Below are 14,967 nucleotides of genomic sequence, written 5' to 3'. Positions count from 1 at the left end.
ATAACCCACCAGCTGGTGGGTTATTTTTTATTCCGGTACACTCATTAATTTCTCTTTCATTTTACGAATAAGAATGACAGCACCAATTGTGAAGAGAAGGGTAATTCCTTCTGCAACAAAGATGTTAATTGTTTTTGTTTGATAAAGTGCCGCGAAAAAGTCTACAAATGCGTGGAATAATATAGCGTAAACAAGGAAGATATATTTCTTCTGTTTTACTGCGTATAAGACAAGCATTGTAAAGGCAATTTGCAATACAAGAGCCATAATTCTTTCCAAGCTGCCAAGGAAGTATAAATAAGCAGGTTGTTCTATTAACATATCCTTTACAAGATTTAATTGTGGTAGTTTTTCTGCCATTTGAGCGAAGCTACCATTGTTAATAGCATTAGCGAATATAAGTGTCTGCAATGCAGAGAATCCGCCAACTAAAATGGATTCAATCCCGCCGTGACCAATTCCATAAGCGAAGCCATCTTTATATTCTAGATATTTTTTTAGTAGGAAGAAGAAGGCAACGAAGCGTCCTAATTCTTCAAAAATACCAGCAGTTAGTCCGCCATAAATTGCAAAGACAAACGGATTTTCTAAAAATGGAGCGATTGCTGGATTACCACGCATAAATAGGTGGAACGGTGTTTCGAGAATTTGGGTAAATCCAATAAAGATAAGAACACCAACGCCGACCACTTTCCAATTAATATTATATTTTTTACGGAAATAAACAAACGCAATAATAGGTACCAGAATCGAAATCACAAGTTGAATTGTGATACTGGCAATTACCGTACTTGAAACCATACTTTCACCGCTTTCTAATATATGTACATATCTATTATGCATGAAATATAGTGGAGATGAAACTTTTAACAAAAAATGAATTTACTTATTGACTCTAACGTTGCGTCATACTTTATCGTATGTATTAAGGGGGAGATACACATGACAATGAAGGTAAAAGAAGTAGCTAATTTAGTTGGAATTAGTGTGCGCACACTGCATCATTACGATGAAATTGGGTTGTTAACCCCAGACGAGACGACAGAGTCTGGATATCGTCTGTATTCCAATAAAAATTTAGAGACATTGCAGCAAATTTTATTTTTTAAAGAGCTAGGCTTCCCTTTGAAGAAAATTAAAGAAATTATCATGAGTCCATCATTTGACCACGAAGAAGCACTACAGCTTCATAAGAAAATGCTTCTTGAAAAACGTGCCAGATTAGATAAGGTGATTGCGACAATTGATAAAACAATTCAGCATACAAAAGGAGAGATTGAAATGACGAATAAAGAGAAATTTGAAGGCTTCGATTTCAGCCATAATCCGTACGAAGAAGAAGCGCGTGAACGATGGGGAGACGCAGCTGTAGATAAAGCGAATGAATACGCGAAAGGTATGTCAAAAGATAATCAAGAAGAGTTTAATACTATTTACAGAAATTTAGCGGCGCTTAGACACGGCGCACCAGATTCTAAAGAGGCACAGGAAGCAATCGGGGTATGGTACGATTACTTGCAAAACTTTGGAGAATATTCACTAGATGCTTTTAAAGGACTCGGTCAAATGTACGTCGCTGATGAGCGCTTCACGAAAAATATCGATAAGTTTGGTGAAGGTTTAGCACAGTTTATGTGTGATGCGATGGAGGTTTATGCGGATCGTAAGAAATAGTAAAAAAGGTGGAGGTTTTCTCCACCTTCTTTATTTTTTAATCATATCATTCAAAGTCTGATCCCCCGTATTGTTTAAATGAGGATTTTTGCTCATTTCTCGCTTTAGCATGTCGAGGCTCTGTGTATATTCTGTATCATTTAAGCTACCTGATTGAAGGCCTTGAATTTGAGAAATCAACTTTTGGTCTGTTGATACATATGCTTTATAATAGCGAGGGACGATGGACAAAGCAGCTTTATATACTTGATCCGCTACGAGTTTTGGATCCGTTGTGTTTGCACGGTATACAACAAATACTTCATCATCGGTAACGAGCGTAGCAGCGTTTGTAACGTCAGGAAGTTTGACTGTCATGCTTGTAATCATTTCAGCGACTTTCTCACGGTTAATGGCTCCTACTTGTTTGTTAGATACTTCATGTTTTTGTTTAGATGAATAACCGACTCTCGTTAATCTTGTATTTGTATTTTCCGTATGATACATGTCGTTTTTATTGGAAACAAGAACACGACTTCCTTCTTCACGTTCCATTTCGGCTTTATTAGATGATTGACAGCCTGCAAATAAGGAAAGAGTGAGGAGAGAGAGTATAATTTGTTTTTTCACGATGTATCACCTCCTTCTCCATAGCATGCACTAATTTTCAATTTTTTGTATTTGAAATTGTTGGTTGGTATGCTTTGTGATACGATAAAAAGAAGAATGCTTAGAGAGGAAGTTAATGATGGAGCAAAAGCAAGAGCAAGAGATGCATGCTACGGTGAGCATTAATAATGTTCAGTACGAAGTAATTAAAAACTTTCGTGACGGTTTTAGTGAAGAAGCATTTAAAGAGCGTTATGCAGAAATCTTAAATAAATATGATTACATCGTTGGGGATTGGGGTTATGAGCAACTTAGATTGCGCGGTTTCTTTGATGATAGTAATCAACGTTCGACATATGATACGAAAATTAGTACGTTAACGGAGTATTTATACGAGTACTGTAATTTCGGTTGTGCACACTTCGTATTACGAAAAGTGAAGAAATAAAAAAATCCTCTTACGATTGTAAGAGGATTTTTTGCATATTTTCGCTTATAAACAAATCGAGATATGATCGCCTTCAGAAAGTATTGCGTTTGGTTTCATTTGTTGTCCGTTCAATTGAATATCCCCATTTTTAATTTTATCCACAATGCGTGTACGGCTCCAGTCAGAAATATATGTGGATAAAGCTTTATCGATTCGGTGGGAACCGAAAACGAGGTCTAATACAATTGTAATTTCAGCTACGCCGCTTTCTTTATGTTGTGTAATGGAAATGGTAGTAGTTGTTTCTGTTTGATCTTGCTGCGTCATATCGACTGTTTCAACGTGATCAGTGAATGCTTTATAAATACGTAGCTTTTGATTCCACGTATGATCTTTCGGACATTTATAAATGGCAAAACGATATATATTTTTTCCGTTGGCGTTATGCCTACGAATATTCGTGTCAGTAAATAAGGTAGTGCGTCTGCAATTTTTACAATACTTTTCGATTGTGTTTTGTTCATTTTCATATAAACTCCAAGAAAGTTGTACTTTCTGCATTTTTCTTCACCTCTTATAGTAGTGGCAAAGAAACGTAATACAGCTATTTGGATGTCTTGTAGTATGAAGACATGAGAAATAGACAAAAATAAAAGGAGGTTCCCTTAGGAACCTCCGTAAACATCATACTACAGATGCGTTACGTTCCTTTGTAATGGGAATGGGCAGACTACTCCCTTGAAAAAGCACGGTGCTTTTTTGAGAGTAATGCTATCCAATTGCTGGTCCATTACAAAGTAAATGTTGGCATACGTAGATAACGTCCTTTCTATCCAAATAGATTTATTCTTAATTATAACATATAAGATTGAAAATTCAAAATACTCAAAGCGAAAAAACACCAGCTAAAATAGCTGGTGCCTAAGATAAATTATATAAGTTCAAATAAAAATGAGCGTAATTCTTCTGCAATTTCTTCAGTCATAGAAAATGCATGCTCTAAGTAGCCTGGTTCGTTTAAATCGTCAGGACCGATGATTGCAAATCTATTGCGCTGTATATCAAGGACAATTGTTTTACCGTAATGACGATCGGAGTATAAAAGCGCTAAATCATGACGCTCATTTTCTCCCATAAAGCTAACGAAACGAGTTCTTGTAGCGACTGTATCGTCGTACAGAAAGAAACGTTCTTCCATACACATGGCTCCTTTATTAAATATCTAAGTTTAAGTGTGGTTTATGATCTAAATGGTGATGCGTTTTAATGAATCGTACCGTTCTTGTTTTGTAACGCATAACGATAGAATATGTTTCAGCTAGATCTCCGCCAAGGAATTTAACACCGTCTAATAACTCACCAGCAGATACACCAGTTGCTGAGAAGATTGCATCATCCCCAGATACTAAGTCATCTAACATAAGAAGTTGACGAGGATCTTCTAATCCCATTTCACGACAACGAGCTTCTTCTTCTTCGTTCATTGGAACTAAGCGAGCTTGCATTTCACCTTCAAGGCATTTTAATGCTGCTGCAGAAATAACACCTTCTGGAGCTCCGCCAATACCTACGAATAAATCAATACCCGTTCCAGGTAGTGCTGTTGCGATTGACGCACCAACATCACCATCACCAAATAATTTTACGCGTGCACCTTTTGCACGAACACGGTCAATAATATCTTGATGACGTTCACGTTCTTGCACGATAACTGTTAGATCGCGAATCTTTTTATTGTTAGCTTCTGCTACAATTTCAATTGTTTTTTCAATGGGATCATCTAAGCTAATTTTACCAGCTGCTTTTGGACCAACCGCGATTTTTTCCATGTACATATCAGGAGCATGAAGAAGGTTTCCTTTATCTGCGATTGCGATAACTGCCATTGCATTTGCAAGACCTTTTGCAACGATGTTTGTACCTTCTAATGGATCAACGGCAATGTCTACTTCTGGACCGTTACCTGTTCCTAGTTCTTCACCAATATACAACATCGGTGCTTCATCAAGTTCTCCTTCACCAATTACAACTGTACCTGCCATGTTTACTGAATCAAACATATCACGCATTGCTGTAGTTGCTGCATCATCTGCTTCGTTTTTCTTTCCGCGGCCCATCCACTGTGCGGATGCTAATGCTGCTGCTTCTGTTACACGGACAATTTCTAGTGCGAGTTCACGTTCCAAGATTCCATTCCTCCAATTTCAAAAATCATACAAATATAACTATAACAAATAACGGAGAAAAGGTGAATTCGAAAAATTGTCGATTTTTTCAGAAGAAAGCGTTACAATTAAAATGTAAATGCTTTAATTTCCAGGTAGGTGACATTCATGTATTTTGTAGACAGAAAGAAAATAGAACAAATGCTAGTATGTTTAGAACGAGCAACAAGTACATTTCAAGAGAAAAAGATATATGAAACCGAGTTTGAATTTTACGCATTAGAACGTATAGCTCATCTAATTATTGATTGTGTATTAGATGTAGGGAATGCGATGATTGATGGATTTATTATGCGCGATCCAGGAAGTTATGAAGATATTATCGATATTTTGATGGACGAGCGAGTGATAAGTGCAGAAGAAGGACAAGGAATGAAAGAAATTATCCTTCTTCGAAAAATGCTTACGCAAGATTATATTCAAATGAATCATGATGAATTATATAAGACGATTCAAAAACATATTGCAGTGGTAGAGAAATACCCAGCAAATATTCGCAGTTATTTAGAGAAGGAATTAGGACCTGTATCTGCATTTGTACCAGAATAATTATGCTTATAAGATCCCCGGGACTGCCTTTTGGGGATCTTATATTGTATGTGAGAAAGTAAAGGGAAAAGGGAGAAGGGAGAAGGGTTAAGCATGGGGGAAGCACGTACGACGAAAGATGAAATTGTACAATTGTTGAAAGTTAAGGGAGAGCACACAGTAGCGGAACTAGCTGACGTTTTAGAGATTACAGAAATGGCGATCCGAAGACATTTAAGTAATCTTGAGAAAGATGGTTTCATTTATTCTAAGATGGTAAGACAACATGTCGGAAGACCAACTTATTTATATGGATTAAGTGAAAAGGGAGAAGATACATTCCCGAAGGAGTATAAGCAATTTGCGATTGATATGCTAGAAGATTTAGCTCGAATGGGTGATGAAAAAATACTTCGTTACGTTTTAACAGAGAGAACGAAGCGAATGGAAGAACAGTTGCAAAAACGAGTGAGTAATCAAAAGAATTTAGCATTTAAAGTGCAAGAGATAGCGGCTATGCAAGAGAAAAATGGTTATATGGTTCAAATAAAGAGAGATGGGGAGAACTCTTTCGTAATTGAAAAACAAAACTGTCCGTTAAAAGAAATTGCAGAGAGATTCCCGCAAGTATGCGAAGATGAAAAAGAGATGTATAATCGTTTATTTGCAGGAGCAGATGTAAAGACGTTAGCAAACATGTGTGAGGGCGATTGTAGTTGTTCTTACCAAGTAAAAGAGAAAAAATGAACGTTATGGGGCGCTTTTAGGTAAAGCGTTTTTTTCTTTGGAAAAAGCGGGTAATATAAGAGTGGTATGATAAGGTGAGAACGTTAGCATAGAAGGAGAGACATAATGATGTATAAAGGTTACTTAATTGACTTAGACGGTACGATGTATCGCGGAGAAGAACAAATTGAAGAAGCGAGCGACTTCGTAAAAGCATTAGGAGAGCGCGGCATTCCTTATTTATTCGTTACGAATAATTCAACGCGTAAACCAGAACAAGTGGCAGAAAAACTTGTTCGTTTCGATATTCCAGCGGAAGCAGAGCAAGTATTCACAACGAGTATGGCGACAGCGAACTTCATTTATGAACGTAAACAAGACGCAACTGTATATATGATTGGTGAAGAAGGCTTACATGATGCACTTGTGGAAAAAGGATTTGAACTTGTGGATGAAAATCCTGATTTCGTTGTTGTTGGTTTAGATCGTGACATCACATATGAAAAATTAGCAAAAGCTTGTCTTGCTGTGCGTAACGGCGCAACGTTTATTTCTACAAATGGAGATATCGCCATTCCGACTGAGCGCGGATTATTACCAGGTAACGGTTCATTAACATCAGTTGTAACAGTATCAACAGGCGTGGATCCAATCTTTATTGGAAAACCAGAATCAATCATTATGGAACAAGCGTTAAAAGTGCTTGGTATAGGAAAAGATGAAGCATTAATGGTTGGGGATAACTACGATACAGACATTTTAGCGGGAGTAAATGCTGGCATGCATACCCTTCTTGTCCACACTGGAGTCACAACTGTGGAGAAGTTAACAGAATATGAAGTACAACCAACGCAAGTTGTGCATAACTTGACGGAGTGGATTGAGAAGATGTAATGAAATGCAGGTAACCGGAATAGGTTACCTGTTTTTTTATGCATAATTGCATATTCGCCGTTGTTATATAAAATGTAAAATTTATATGTAATGATACAAGGAGGAATCAGAGTGTACTGGATGTCATGTATTATGTTTGTTTTTACATTATGTGTTTTGTTTTTTGTTCTATGGAAGATATATAAAATAAATGAAATGAAAAAAAGCTCAGGAAAACTCATTGCAATGTATCCTCGGGTGAAAAGACGTTGGATTGCATTACTTGGACCAGCATATTTCATTGGGCAATGTATGTATATATATACTCAGTACGTAAGTGGTGATATTGATACAGTTGAACAGTTTCTCATTCAGCTAGGTATTCATGCTGTAGCAAGTTGTTTTATGACTTTAATAGCTATCCATCTTATTAAAAGTGTACAAATATATGAAAAAGGTGTAGTAGACGGATTAAACTTTTATTCATACGAAGAATTAAAAGGCTATAAAACATCAACATGGGAAAATCCAAAAGAAAATATATTTTTATATCGCGGGCGAGAAAAAATGAATGACAATGTAAATTTACTTATTAGACAGGAAGATATGAATGAATTAGAAAGCATTCTTCAAAGATATATTCCAAAATTAATGATGAAATAAAAAAACTCCGGTTTTAACAACCGGAGTTTTTTATTAGAATGCACGATTCACAACATCTTTAACTTCTTCAAGATATTGCTTACGCACACTGTTATCCACAGAAGGAACACTCGTATAGAATGTATGCTCAATTGTTTCAATACCTGTAAATTCAAAAATACCAACATCTGCTGTTTTCTTCATTGCTTCAAACATACCGCCTGCTGTGTATGCTTCTTTCGTATTTCCCATTGTAGATAATAGTAAGCCTTTTTTACCGCTTAATAACTTTTCAATACCATTTTCACCGTAAAGCGAAGCCGTGGCTAAATACACGGTCAACGTATCCTTTTAAAATAGCAGGAAGTCCCGCCCACCAAACTGGATAAATGAATGTAATGCTATCCGCCCAAGAGATATGCTCTTGCTCTTCTTTAATATCTTCTGGTGTGTTTCCTTGAGAAAATGAGATGAAATCGGAAGCGTCTAATACTGGATTGAAGTTTAACTCGTATAGATCGCGAACGCGTACTTCATGACCTTTTTCTTCTAATTCACTTTTTACCGTTTCTAAAATCGCATGGTTGAAGCTTTCTGTATTTGGGTGTGCATAAACGATTACATGTTTCATTGCTCTTCCTCCTATTTGTGGATAGTTTTTTATTTATGTAACTATTATGGTTACTTCTGTTGTGAGAGTCAACTTTTTTGACGTGAGAAATAAAGCGAAAATGTAATTAGCTAATATGGGATACATGTTAGTATGTGACAAAAAAATACAAAAAAGTAGGGATTTTGCATTCTGAATAGAATATATAGATTGGTAAATAGAGAGAGAAGGGGATATGGGGATGAATATTATTGAAATTGAAAGGTTAGAAAAATCGTTTGATATTGGGGATAGTAAAGTAAAGATATTAAAAGGCATTAATCTTCAAATTCAAAAAGGAGATTTCGTCTGTATTATGGGGGCTAGTGGATCGGGTAAAACGACCTTACTTCAGTTGTTAGGTGGATTAGATATTCCGTCAGTAGGTAGTATTCGAGTTGACGGTACAGAGATATCAACATTAAAAGAAAAAGAGCTAGCTTTATTTAGAAGGCATAAAATCGGTTTTATTTTTCAGCAGTTTAATTTGATTCCAGTGTTTAGTGCAGAAGAGAATGTAGGATTACCGTTACTGTTAGATAATGTCTCGCAAAAGAAGGCAACGGTGACAGCAACTCGTTTATTAGAACTTGTTGGATTGAAGGGAAAAGAAAAACATTTACCAGCACAGTTATCAGGCGGGCAACAGCAAAGGGTTGCGATCGCAAGAGCTTTTGCAAATGAGCCGGCTATTATATTAGCTGATGAACCAACAGGGGCATTAGATTCGGAAAATAGTAAAAACATAATTGCGGCACTTCGCAATGCGTGTGATGAGTTAGGGCAAACAGCTGTCATTGTAACGCACGACCCGTTCGTAGCCGCTCATGCGGATAAAGTTGTTTTCTTATTAGATGGTGAAGTGATTCATGAACATGCTGAAAGTAAAGGGTGGAAGTTTCGAAATATCCCGCAACAAGTTATCCACATTCAAGAGATTATGAATCGTCACTTTAAAGTAGGAGGTAAAGGTGATGCGATGGGTAATTAAATATGCGGTAAAATCGATGAAACAAAATTGGCTGCGAAATATGTTGATTGCCCTCGGTGCAGCTTTAGGTGTTATGTTAGCGACGATGTTATTGCTAGGCAATCAATCAGTAGAGAAAAGTGTGAAGGAACAAGTAGTAAGCCGGTATGGAGATTATAATTTACAATTTGGTTATATAAAAAATGATATGTATTTAAATAATGAAAGTTTAAAAGGAATAGATGGCTTAGAAAATGCTGAAAAAATATCAAAAGTACTTATACCATATCCTTTTCCAAATTATAAAGAGTTATCGGGAAAACCGTCCTATTGGGGTGTTGAGCAAGATTCTCCAGAAATGCATTCTTATAAAATAGTAGAAGGGCGATATCCGAAAGAAGGTGCTGAAGTAGCACTGACAAAAGGGTATACAGATCGTGAAAATATAAGAGTAGGAGATACGATTAAGTTGCCATTCCCGCAGCATGGAGAAAAGAATGTGAAAGTCGTCGGGATTTTAAATCCACCGCTAATGGCAGCAATGGGGCATAGTGCTTATTTTCCAATCCATTGGCTTCAAAAAGAATTAAATCTATCAAATCAATTCAACCTCGTTCAAGTGAAAACCGCCGATGTAAATGTGAAAAGAGCAATTGCTCTTGATGTAAATAAGAAGATAGAAAATATAAAGGTGGATCAACGTACTTATGTTGATAAGGCGTTTGAACGACTAAATGTAATGAAGCCGTTAATTTTTAGTTTAGGTGGTATTGCTTTATTTGTTGTAGCTCTTTTAATAATGGGAAGTTTCTTCTTATCTGTTAGAAGTCGATTTAAGCAGTGGGCATTATTACGTGCACTCGGTAGTAACCCAAATCAAATTATATTAGTCGTTTTATTAGAGGCTTTATGCATCGGAGCAATCGGATCGCTAGCAGGGGTTATTCTTGGGGCAGGTACGCAAACAATTGCAGCATCATTCATTAACAAATGGGTGAATATTGAGGGGGCAGGGAAAGCATCATTCTCAATCTCAGGTGAGGTTCTACTCATTACGTTTTTACTAGGGATTGTTATGTCTGTCATAGGAGCTATTATACCGGCTTTCATGGTTAGAAAGATTCCACCTGTTCAAGCACTTCGGCCAGGTCTTCCTAGTAATGAGAAAAAAGAAAAAAGATGGAGTGCTTTTAGCCTTAGCATTTTAATCATTGGTACCGTTATTGGACTCACGGGTAGCATATTAGAGCAGTATATCGGTTTCAATCTAAGTGCGATAGGAGCGCTGTTATTTGCAGTTGGTTTGTTATTGGCGATTCCGTTATTTATTCGCGTAATAGCACCAGTGATTGCAAAACCGTTCCAAATGATATTACGAATTGAAACGACGATTAGTAGCCGGAATGTAATTCGTTATCGGAATAAGGCAGCTGTGTCGGTTGCTATACTAGCATTTGGTTTTATGTTAGCACTTGTTGGAACGATGTATGTAAATTCTATGTATGAAGGTATGAAAAAAGGGTTACAAAAACATTTACCAGCGGACTTAGTAGTAAGAATTCCAGTAGAGTCGCAAGGAATAGAAACATTACCGTTTAGTTGGATGGAGAAGGTTAGAAAAATTGATGGTGTGGAATCGAGTGTTGGGAATGCTACTGACTTTACAGCAAAGCTTGTGAATTATGACTTTAAAAAAGCGAATCAAGAGTGGTATGAATTTATGAAAAAAAACAATTTGAACTATGATTCAATGGAAGTTGTAGGTAACGATATTGTAGCGTACCAGAAAGTAACAAAGGCGAAAGTGATTGCAGGACAACCTTTAAATAAGCCATTACAAGATGGTGAGGGAGTCATTACGAAAGAAGTGGCTAAAAACTTAGGGCTTCAGTTGCATGATACGGTTGACGTACAAGGAAAAGGGAAAGAAAAACAAAGAATTAAAGTCGTTTCGATTATTGAGCAAGGATTAAGGTTAAGGAGTTTGGATATTTTTGTGAATGAACAATGGGCTCGCGATAAGTTTCACGTACAAGGATATGAAGCAATTCAAATTATGATTAATTCTAATCAATCATTTGAAGGGATTAAGAAGCAAGTAAAAGAAATTACAAAGAATAAAGAGAATGTAGAAGTTATAAACAGTTATGATTTATTGAAAGAACAAGAGCAGTTATTATCGCAAATGATGATGTTAATTCGCTTGTTAGTTGTAATTGTTTTCATTATTTCTGGCATAGGATTAATGAATGCAATTGTCGCAAGTTTGCATGAAAGACGTGCTGAAATTAGTATGATTCGTGCGGTAGGAGCTATTCCGAAGCAAATGAGAAGGATCGTTTTATTAGAGGGAACTTTACTTGGAGCGATAGCTGGTTGTATCGGAATTTTTGGTGGGATTATGTTTAGCTATATCGTGTTATCAAGCTTAGAGTTAACGGTTATTATTATTCCGTATAATCAAGTTGTCATACTGGCTCTAGCTAGCGTGATGCTTGGAGCGGGGGCAGCATTGATTGCGTCATTACAATTAAGAAAGTTTAAATTAAGTGATACTTTAAAGGAGTTATCAGCATAAAAGATTGCTATACCCCACTCATACAAAGAACAAAGAAAACAAATAAAATAATAACAATACCAATGCCGAAGTTAAATACGAGAGTACTATCCATATTATGTAACCTCCTTGTTTGAAAGTAAAAAGCACTCTAGCCAAGAGTGCTTTTTTTATTTTGAGTCTACTTCACAACTTTTAGAAAAAGATTCATGTGTGTAAAGAGTTACATTATTTTATGTATTTATACTTTTAAATGAGTAAGTCCTTGTAAGATATAAAAAAAAGACACTCTTTTGAGTGTCTTTCATGATGACAAAATGTGCCAATTGCTTGAGTTTGATAAGGCGCTAATATCCGTTTTAACGCCTTTTCTTTGATCAAGAAGTGTAGCAACAGCGATTCAAATAAATTGTACCATTTGATTTATAGGTGTGCGTATGCAATTGTGCATATTCCTATTAGAGGGAAATGAGGCACGAAAAATGAATGAGTATATATAGAATATTCGATTAGGGGAGAGAAGGATGAATATACATAAGTTAACGGTAGAAGAAGCAAATGAGATAAATACGTGGGCGTATGAAGAACCTTATGATTTGTATAGTTTTTCAGGAGAGGAAGAAGCGATAGAAGAATTATTAGATGGGACGTATTACGGTTGTTGTGACGATAAGGGGGAGTTTATCGGCTATTTTTGTTTTGGGGAAAATGCACAAGTGCCAGGGGGAAGAGATGCTCATTTATATGATGGAGAAGATGTAATTGATGTCGGACTTGGCATGAAGCCAGCGTTAACAGGGAAAGGGCTGGGAAAAATGTTTTTTCAAGCGGGGATAGCATTTGCTGCGAAAGAATATAAGCCAAAAACGTTCCGACTTAGTGTAGCGACATTTAATACAAGAGCGATTACGCTATATAAAAACATAGGTTTTCAGCAAGGTCCTATTTTTTTGAGTCGCGGAAGAGAATTTATGCTCATGAAATATGAAAGACCGTCAGTATGAAACTGACGGTCTTTCATGTTTTATTATTCCGAATGCTCAGCTCTGTGTGCTAAACGGCTTGAAGCAGCGGCAGCGATCCCGCCAACGATATCATCAAGGAATGTATGCACCTTTCCAGATGATTTATCATTTAAGAATTCTAAAATACCAGGTTTTAATTTATCGATATATCCAAAGTTCGTGAAACCGATAGAGCCGTACACATTAACGATAGAAAGTGCGATCACTTCATCAATTCCGTATAAGCCTTCATCACGTTTTACGATATCTTGTAACGGCTCACTTAACATTCCTTTTTCAGCAAGGACATCGAGTTCGATACCAGTAATCAGTGCGTTTTGTACTTCACGTTTTGATAATACACGCTCAACGTTATAACGGCATTCTGACATCTCTAAATTTGGATGATATTTTTTTTGAAGAAAATGAACAAGCTCAGCAATATCGTCAATTGTTACACCACGTTCTTGTAATAGTTGTAATGCTCTTTCTTGTAGTTGATTTGATTCTTTCATGTTTATCACCTTTTTTTCTTTTTAGTATTTGTATACGTTTCGTTGCTTTATCATGTGCATAGGAATGAAAGGCGAGCACAAGCTCATATATATAAAGAAAAACCATAGGTGGCGACTGCGATGATTCATCATATTTATGAGCATTATCATATGCATGTTAAAGAATTAATCCCCCTTGGCCCCTATAAAAGCTTTTGGATTCGCAACAAAATTTATGTACTTGTTCCAATTGGAGAAATGGAGGAAGAAGTACTTGTAGAGATGAAAAAGCTCAGTGATTATATGAACCAGCAAGGGGATATAACTGTAGCGACTTTCGTTCCGACTATACACGGCTACTATGTAAGTGAGATAGAAGAACAAAATTACTGCTTATTAAAAGGTATGCGTGCGTTAGAACGACATGCTACATCATTAGGAAGTGAGCTTTCTATATTCCATAAACGAGGTGCATTCTTTCCAGAAGAAATCGAGCAATTAAGCCGCATAGGCGAATGGAAAGCGTTATGGGAAAAAAGGCTCGATCAATTAGAAAAGTTTTGGCAATCACAAGTGATGAACCACCCTACAGACGTATTCGATCAATTGTTTATTGAATCCTTCCCGTATTACTTAGGAGTTGCAGAAAATGCAATTCAGTATGTTGTCGATACAGAGATGGATGATACGCCGCAAATGACTGATGCAGCAACAATTTGCCAAGAACGATTCACACCCTTATTATGGCATCAAACGAAGCGCCTCAAACTTCCTTTCGATTGGGTGTATGATCACCCAACTCGAGATATGGCAGAATTAATCCGCTATATGATGATAGAAAAAAAGAAAGACTGGGAGCAAACAATCGTTCAATTTGTTACAGATTATGAACGGAATTATTCGCTATCCTCATTTGGTTGGCGCCTATTATTTGCAAGGCTCCTGTTCCCACTTCACTACTTTGAAACAGTCGAACGATATTACCAAACGGGAAATGAAGAACAAAAAAGCATATATAGAGATCGCTTAGAAGCCATTTTACACGATGTGAACCGCTCTGAGCAATTTATGAAGCACTTTTATGGCTCACTTCGTTTACCAGTCGATAAGTTAGGGATTAGGAAATTAGATTGGCTATCTTAAAATATAAAAAAGAGACCGATTGAGGTCTCTTTTTTATATATCACAATTGTATGTAATACATTATGCCCCTACCTGTTGATCTGCACATATATTTAAAATGAATTGATGTCTTTCAATTTTTTCATTTACTTTACTCAATAATTCTTGCTGAATTTCTTTAAATAAAAATTGATAGCTCGCATTCCATGTTGGTATAACGGATGAAAGATCTAATAAATACTCTTTTTTCTTTTCTAGTTCTTGAATTGTTAAGAAAGTGTTCCCCATTTTTGGCATGTGTCGTCCCCCTATGTTTTTTACTTTTATATGTGTGAACGATTCTATAGTATTAATTATCTCACTTTTTGAGAAGGATTTCCAATTTTGTTTTATGATGTTAAAGGAGAAGTGTTTTTTGAATAAAAAAAGAGACCCAAATGGGTCTCTTTCTAGGAAGCGATTCTGAACGAGCCGCTTCCGCTTTT

Annotated in this window: 17 protein-coding genes and 1 pseudogene; 10 read left to right on the top strand and 8 right to left on the bottom strand. The window is 36.4% G+C overall.

What is annotated here, in order from left to right; translation table 11 throughout:
- Positions 1-27: 27 nt before the first annotated feature.
- Positions 28-843: a YhfC family intramembrane metalloprotease gene (locus GFJ36_RS25530; RefSeq protein ID WP_116868002.1), complete on the bottom strand. Its 816-nt coding sequence runs from the start codon at positions 841-843 to the stop codon at positions 28-30.
- Between the two features lie 99 nt (positions 844-942).
- Here GFJ36_RS25530 and GFJ36_RS25525 point away from each other — a divergent pair, with 99 nt between their 5' ends.
- Positions 943-1,674 carry a MerR family transcriptional regulator gene (locus GFJ36_RS25525; RefSeq protein ID WP_060488132.1) on the top strand — a complete coding sequence of 244 codons (732 nt, stop codon included), beginning with the start codon at positions 943-945 and terminating at the stop codon, positions 1,672-1,674.
- Between the two features lie 30 nt (positions 1,675-1,704).
- Here the strand turns inward: GFJ36_RS25525 and GFJ36_RS25520 are convergent, their stop codons facing one another.
- On the bottom strand, positions 1,705-2,283 hold the full coding sequence (locus GFJ36_RS25520) for a YhcN/YlaJ family sporulation lipoprotein (RefSeq protein ID WP_046954398.1): 579 nt from the start codon (positions 2,281-2,283) through the stop codon (positions 1,705-1,707).
- Positions 2,284-2,398: 115 nt separating this feature from the next.
- Here GFJ36_RS25520 and GFJ36_RS25515 point away from each other — a divergent pair, with 115 nt between their 5' ends.
- Positions 2,399-2,710, top strand: coding sequence for a YutD family protein (locus GFJ36_RS25515; protein WP_002008894.1), 312 nt, complete (start codon positions 2,399-2,401; stop codon positions 2,708-2,710).
- A 45-nt stretch (positions 2,711-2,755) separates the two neighbouring features.
- Here the strand turns inward: GFJ36_RS25515 and GFJ36_RS25510 are convergent, their stop codons facing one another.
- The 3 genes from GFJ36_RS25510 to glpX all read right to left on the bottom strand — a co-directional run bounded on the left by GFJ36_RS25510 (position 2,756) and on the right by glpX (position 4,878).
- On the bottom strand, positions 2,756-3,253 hold the full coding sequence (locus GFJ36_RS25510) for a cytoplasmic protein (protein WP_098082241.1): 498 nt from the start codon (positions 3,251-3,253) through the stop codon (positions 2,756-2,758).
- Between the two features lie 370 nt (positions 3,254-3,623).
- Positions 3,624-3,890: a DUF3055 domain-containing protein gene (locus GFJ36_RS25505; RefSeq protein ID WP_000392614.1), complete on the bottom strand. Its 267-nt coding sequence runs from the start codon at positions 3,888-3,890 to the stop codon at positions 3,624-3,626.
- A 16-nt stretch (positions 3,891-3,906) separates the two neighbouring features.
- On the bottom strand, positions 3,907-4,878 hold the full coding sequence (glpX, locus tag GFJ36_RS25500; protein WP_000439090.1) for a class II fructose-bisphosphatase: 972 nt from the start codon (positions 4,876-4,878) through the stop codon (positions 3,907-3,909).
- Positions 4,879-5,025: 147 nt separating this feature from the next.
- On the opposite strand from glpX, the gene GFJ36_RS25495 reads away from it, so the two are divergent.
- From GFJ36_RS25495 to GFJ36_RS25480, 4 genes are all read left to right on the top strand, one after another.
- Positions 5,026-5,466 carry a DUF86 domain-containing protein gene (locus tag GFJ36_RS25495; RefSeq protein WP_000274003.1) on the top strand — a complete coding sequence of 147 codons (441 nt, stop codon included), beginning with the start codon at positions 5,026-5,028 and terminating at the stop codon, positions 5,464-5,466.
- Positions 5,467-5,559: 93 nt separating this feature from the next.
- Positions 5,560-6,192, top strand: a complete 633-nt coding sequence (locus GFJ36_RS25490) for a helix-turn-helix transcriptional regulator (RefSeq protein ID WP_060488135.1) — start codon at positions 5,560-5,562, stop codon at positions 6,190-6,192.
- Between the two features lie 108 nt (positions 6,193-6,300).
- Entirely contained in the window at positions 6,301-7,065 is a 765-nt protein-coding gene (locus tag GFJ36_RS25485) for a TIGR01457 family HAD-type hydrolase (protein WP_002096233.1), read from the top strand.
- A gap of 111 nt (positions 7,066-7,176) precedes the next feature.
- Entirely contained in the window at positions 7,177-7,707 is a 531-nt protein-coding gene (locus tag GFJ36_RS25480; protein WP_098082240.1) for an iron ABC transporter substrate-binding protein, read from the top strand.
- Between the two features lie 33 nt (positions 7,708-7,740).
- On the opposite strand, the pseudogene GFJ36_RS25475 reads toward GFJ36_RS25480, so the two are convergent.
- Positions 7,741-8,317: pseudogene (locus GFJ36_RS25475) on the bottom strand (NAD(P)H-dependent oxidoreductase).
- 220 nt (positions 8,318-8,537) lie between these two features.
- On the opposite strand from GFJ36_RS25475, the gene GFJ36_RS25470 reads away from it, so the two are divergent.
- The 3 genes from GFJ36_RS25470 (at position 8,538) to GFJ36_RS25460 (ending at position 12,866) form a co-directional block, all read left to right on the top strand.
- Positions 8,538-9,326, top strand: a complete 789-nt coding sequence (locus GFJ36_RS25470) for an ABC transporter ATP-binding protein (protein WP_063222118.1) — start codon at positions 8,538-8,540, stop codon at positions 9,324-9,326.
- Positions 9,310-11,883, top strand: a complete 2,574-nt coding sequence (locus tag GFJ36_RS25465; RefSeq protein ID WP_141542776.1) for an FtsX-like permease family protein — start codon at positions 9,310-9,312, stop codon at positions 11,881-11,883. The genes GFJ36_RS25470 and GFJ36_RS25465 overlap by 17 nt, the downstream gene beginning before the upstream one ends.
- A gap of 503 nt (positions 11,884-12,386) precedes the next feature.
- Positions 12,387-12,866, top strand: coding sequence for a GNAT family N-acetyltransferase (locus GFJ36_RS25460; protein ID WP_098082238.1), 480 nt, complete (start codon positions 12,387-12,389; stop codon positions 12,864-12,866).
- Between the two features lie 23 nt (positions 12,867-12,889).
- Here the strand turns inward: GFJ36_RS25460 and GFJ36_RS25455 are convergent, their stop codons facing one another.
- Positions 12,890-13,381, bottom strand: a complete 492-nt coding sequence (locus GFJ36_RS25455; RefSeq protein ID WP_000665100.1) for a phosphatidylglycerophosphatase A family protein — start codon at positions 13,379-13,381, stop codon at positions 12,890-12,892.
- A gap of 120 nt (positions 13,382-13,501) precedes the next feature.
- Between GFJ36_RS25455 and yutH the strand changes: the two genes are divergently transcribed.
- On the top strand, positions 13,502-14,503 hold the full coding sequence (gene yutH / locus GFJ36_RS25450; protein ID WP_000581274.1) for a spore coat putative kinase YutH: 1,002 nt from the start codon (positions 13,502-13,504) through the stop codon (positions 14,501-14,503).
- Between the two features lie 60 nt (positions 14,504-14,563).
- Here the strand turns inward: yutH and GFJ36_RS25445 are convergent, their stop codons facing one another.
- Positions 14,564-14,779, bottom strand: coding sequence for a hypothetical protein (locus tag GFJ36_RS25445; protein ID WP_001125489.1), 216 nt, complete (start codon positions 14,777-14,779; stop codon positions 14,564-14,566).
- Positions 14,780-14,967: the final 188 nt, after the last annotated feature.

The organism is Bacillus sp. EE-W1 (assembly GCF_009760835.1).
Taxonomy (GTDB): Bacteria; Bacillota; Bacilli; order Bacillales; family Bacillaceae_G; genus Bacillus_A; species Bacillus_A wiedmannii.
This window is presented reverse-complemented; position numbering and strand designations above follow the sequence as displayed.

Excerpts from the sequence above, each read along its gene's own strand:
- GFJ36_RS25470 (WP_063222118.1), top strand. The coding sequence starts at position 8,538 with ATGAATATTATTGAAATTGAAAGGTTAGAAAAATCGTTTGATATTGGG.
- GFJ36_RS25530 (WP_116868002.1), bottom strand. The coding sequence starts at position 843 with ATGCATAATAGATATGTACATATATTAGAAAGCGGTGAAAGTATGGTT.
- GFJ36_RS25460 (WP_098082238.1), top strand. The coding sequence starts at position 12,387 with ATGAATATACATAAGTTAACGGTAGAAGAAGCAAATGAGATAAATACG.
- GFJ36_RS25465 (WP_141542776.1), top strand. The coding sequence starts at position 9,310 with ATGCGATGGGTAATTAAATATGCGGTAAAATCGATGAAACAAAATTGG.
- GFJ36_RS25490 (WP_060488135.1), top strand. The coding sequence starts at position 5,560 with ATGGGGGAAGCACGTACGACGAAAGATGAAATTGTACAATTGTTGAAA.
- GFJ36_RS25495 (WP_000274003.1), top strand. The coding sequence starts at position 5,026 with ATGTATTTTGTAGACAGAAAGAAAATAGAACAAATGCTAGTATGTTTA.
- GFJ36_RS25510 (WP_098082241.1), bottom strand. The coding sequence starts at position 3,253 with ATGCAGAAAGTACAACTTTCTTGGAGTTTATATGAAAATGAACAAAAC.
- GFJ36_RS25505 (WP_000392614.1), bottom strand. The coding sequence starts at position 3,890 with ATGGAAGAACGTTTCTTTCTGTACGACGATACAGTCGCTACAAGAACT.
- GFJ36_RS25445 (WP_001125489.1), bottom strand. The coding sequence starts at position 14,779 with ATGCCAAAAATGGGGAACACTTTCTTAACAATTCAAGAACTAGAAAAG.
- GFJ36_RS25455 (WP_000665100.1), bottom strand. The coding sequence starts at position 13,381 with ATGAAAGAATCAAATCAACTACAAGAAAGAGCATTACAACTATTACAA.
- GFJ36_RS25525 (WP_060488132.1), top strand. The coding sequence starts at position 943 with ATGACAATGAAGGTAAAAGAAGTAGCTAATTTAGTTGGAATTAGTGTG.
- yutH (WP_000581274.1), top strand. The coding sequence starts at position 13,502 with ATGATTCATCATATTTATGAGCATTATCATATGCATGTTAAAGAATTA.
- GFJ36_RS25485 (WP_002096233.1), top strand. The coding sequence starts at position 6,301 with ATGTATAAAGGTTACTTAATTGACTTAGACGGTACGATGTATCGCGGA.
- GFJ36_RS25515 (WP_002008894.1), top strand. The coding sequence starts at position 2,399 with ATGATGGAGCAAAAGCAAGAGCAAGAGATGCATGCTACGGTGAGCATT.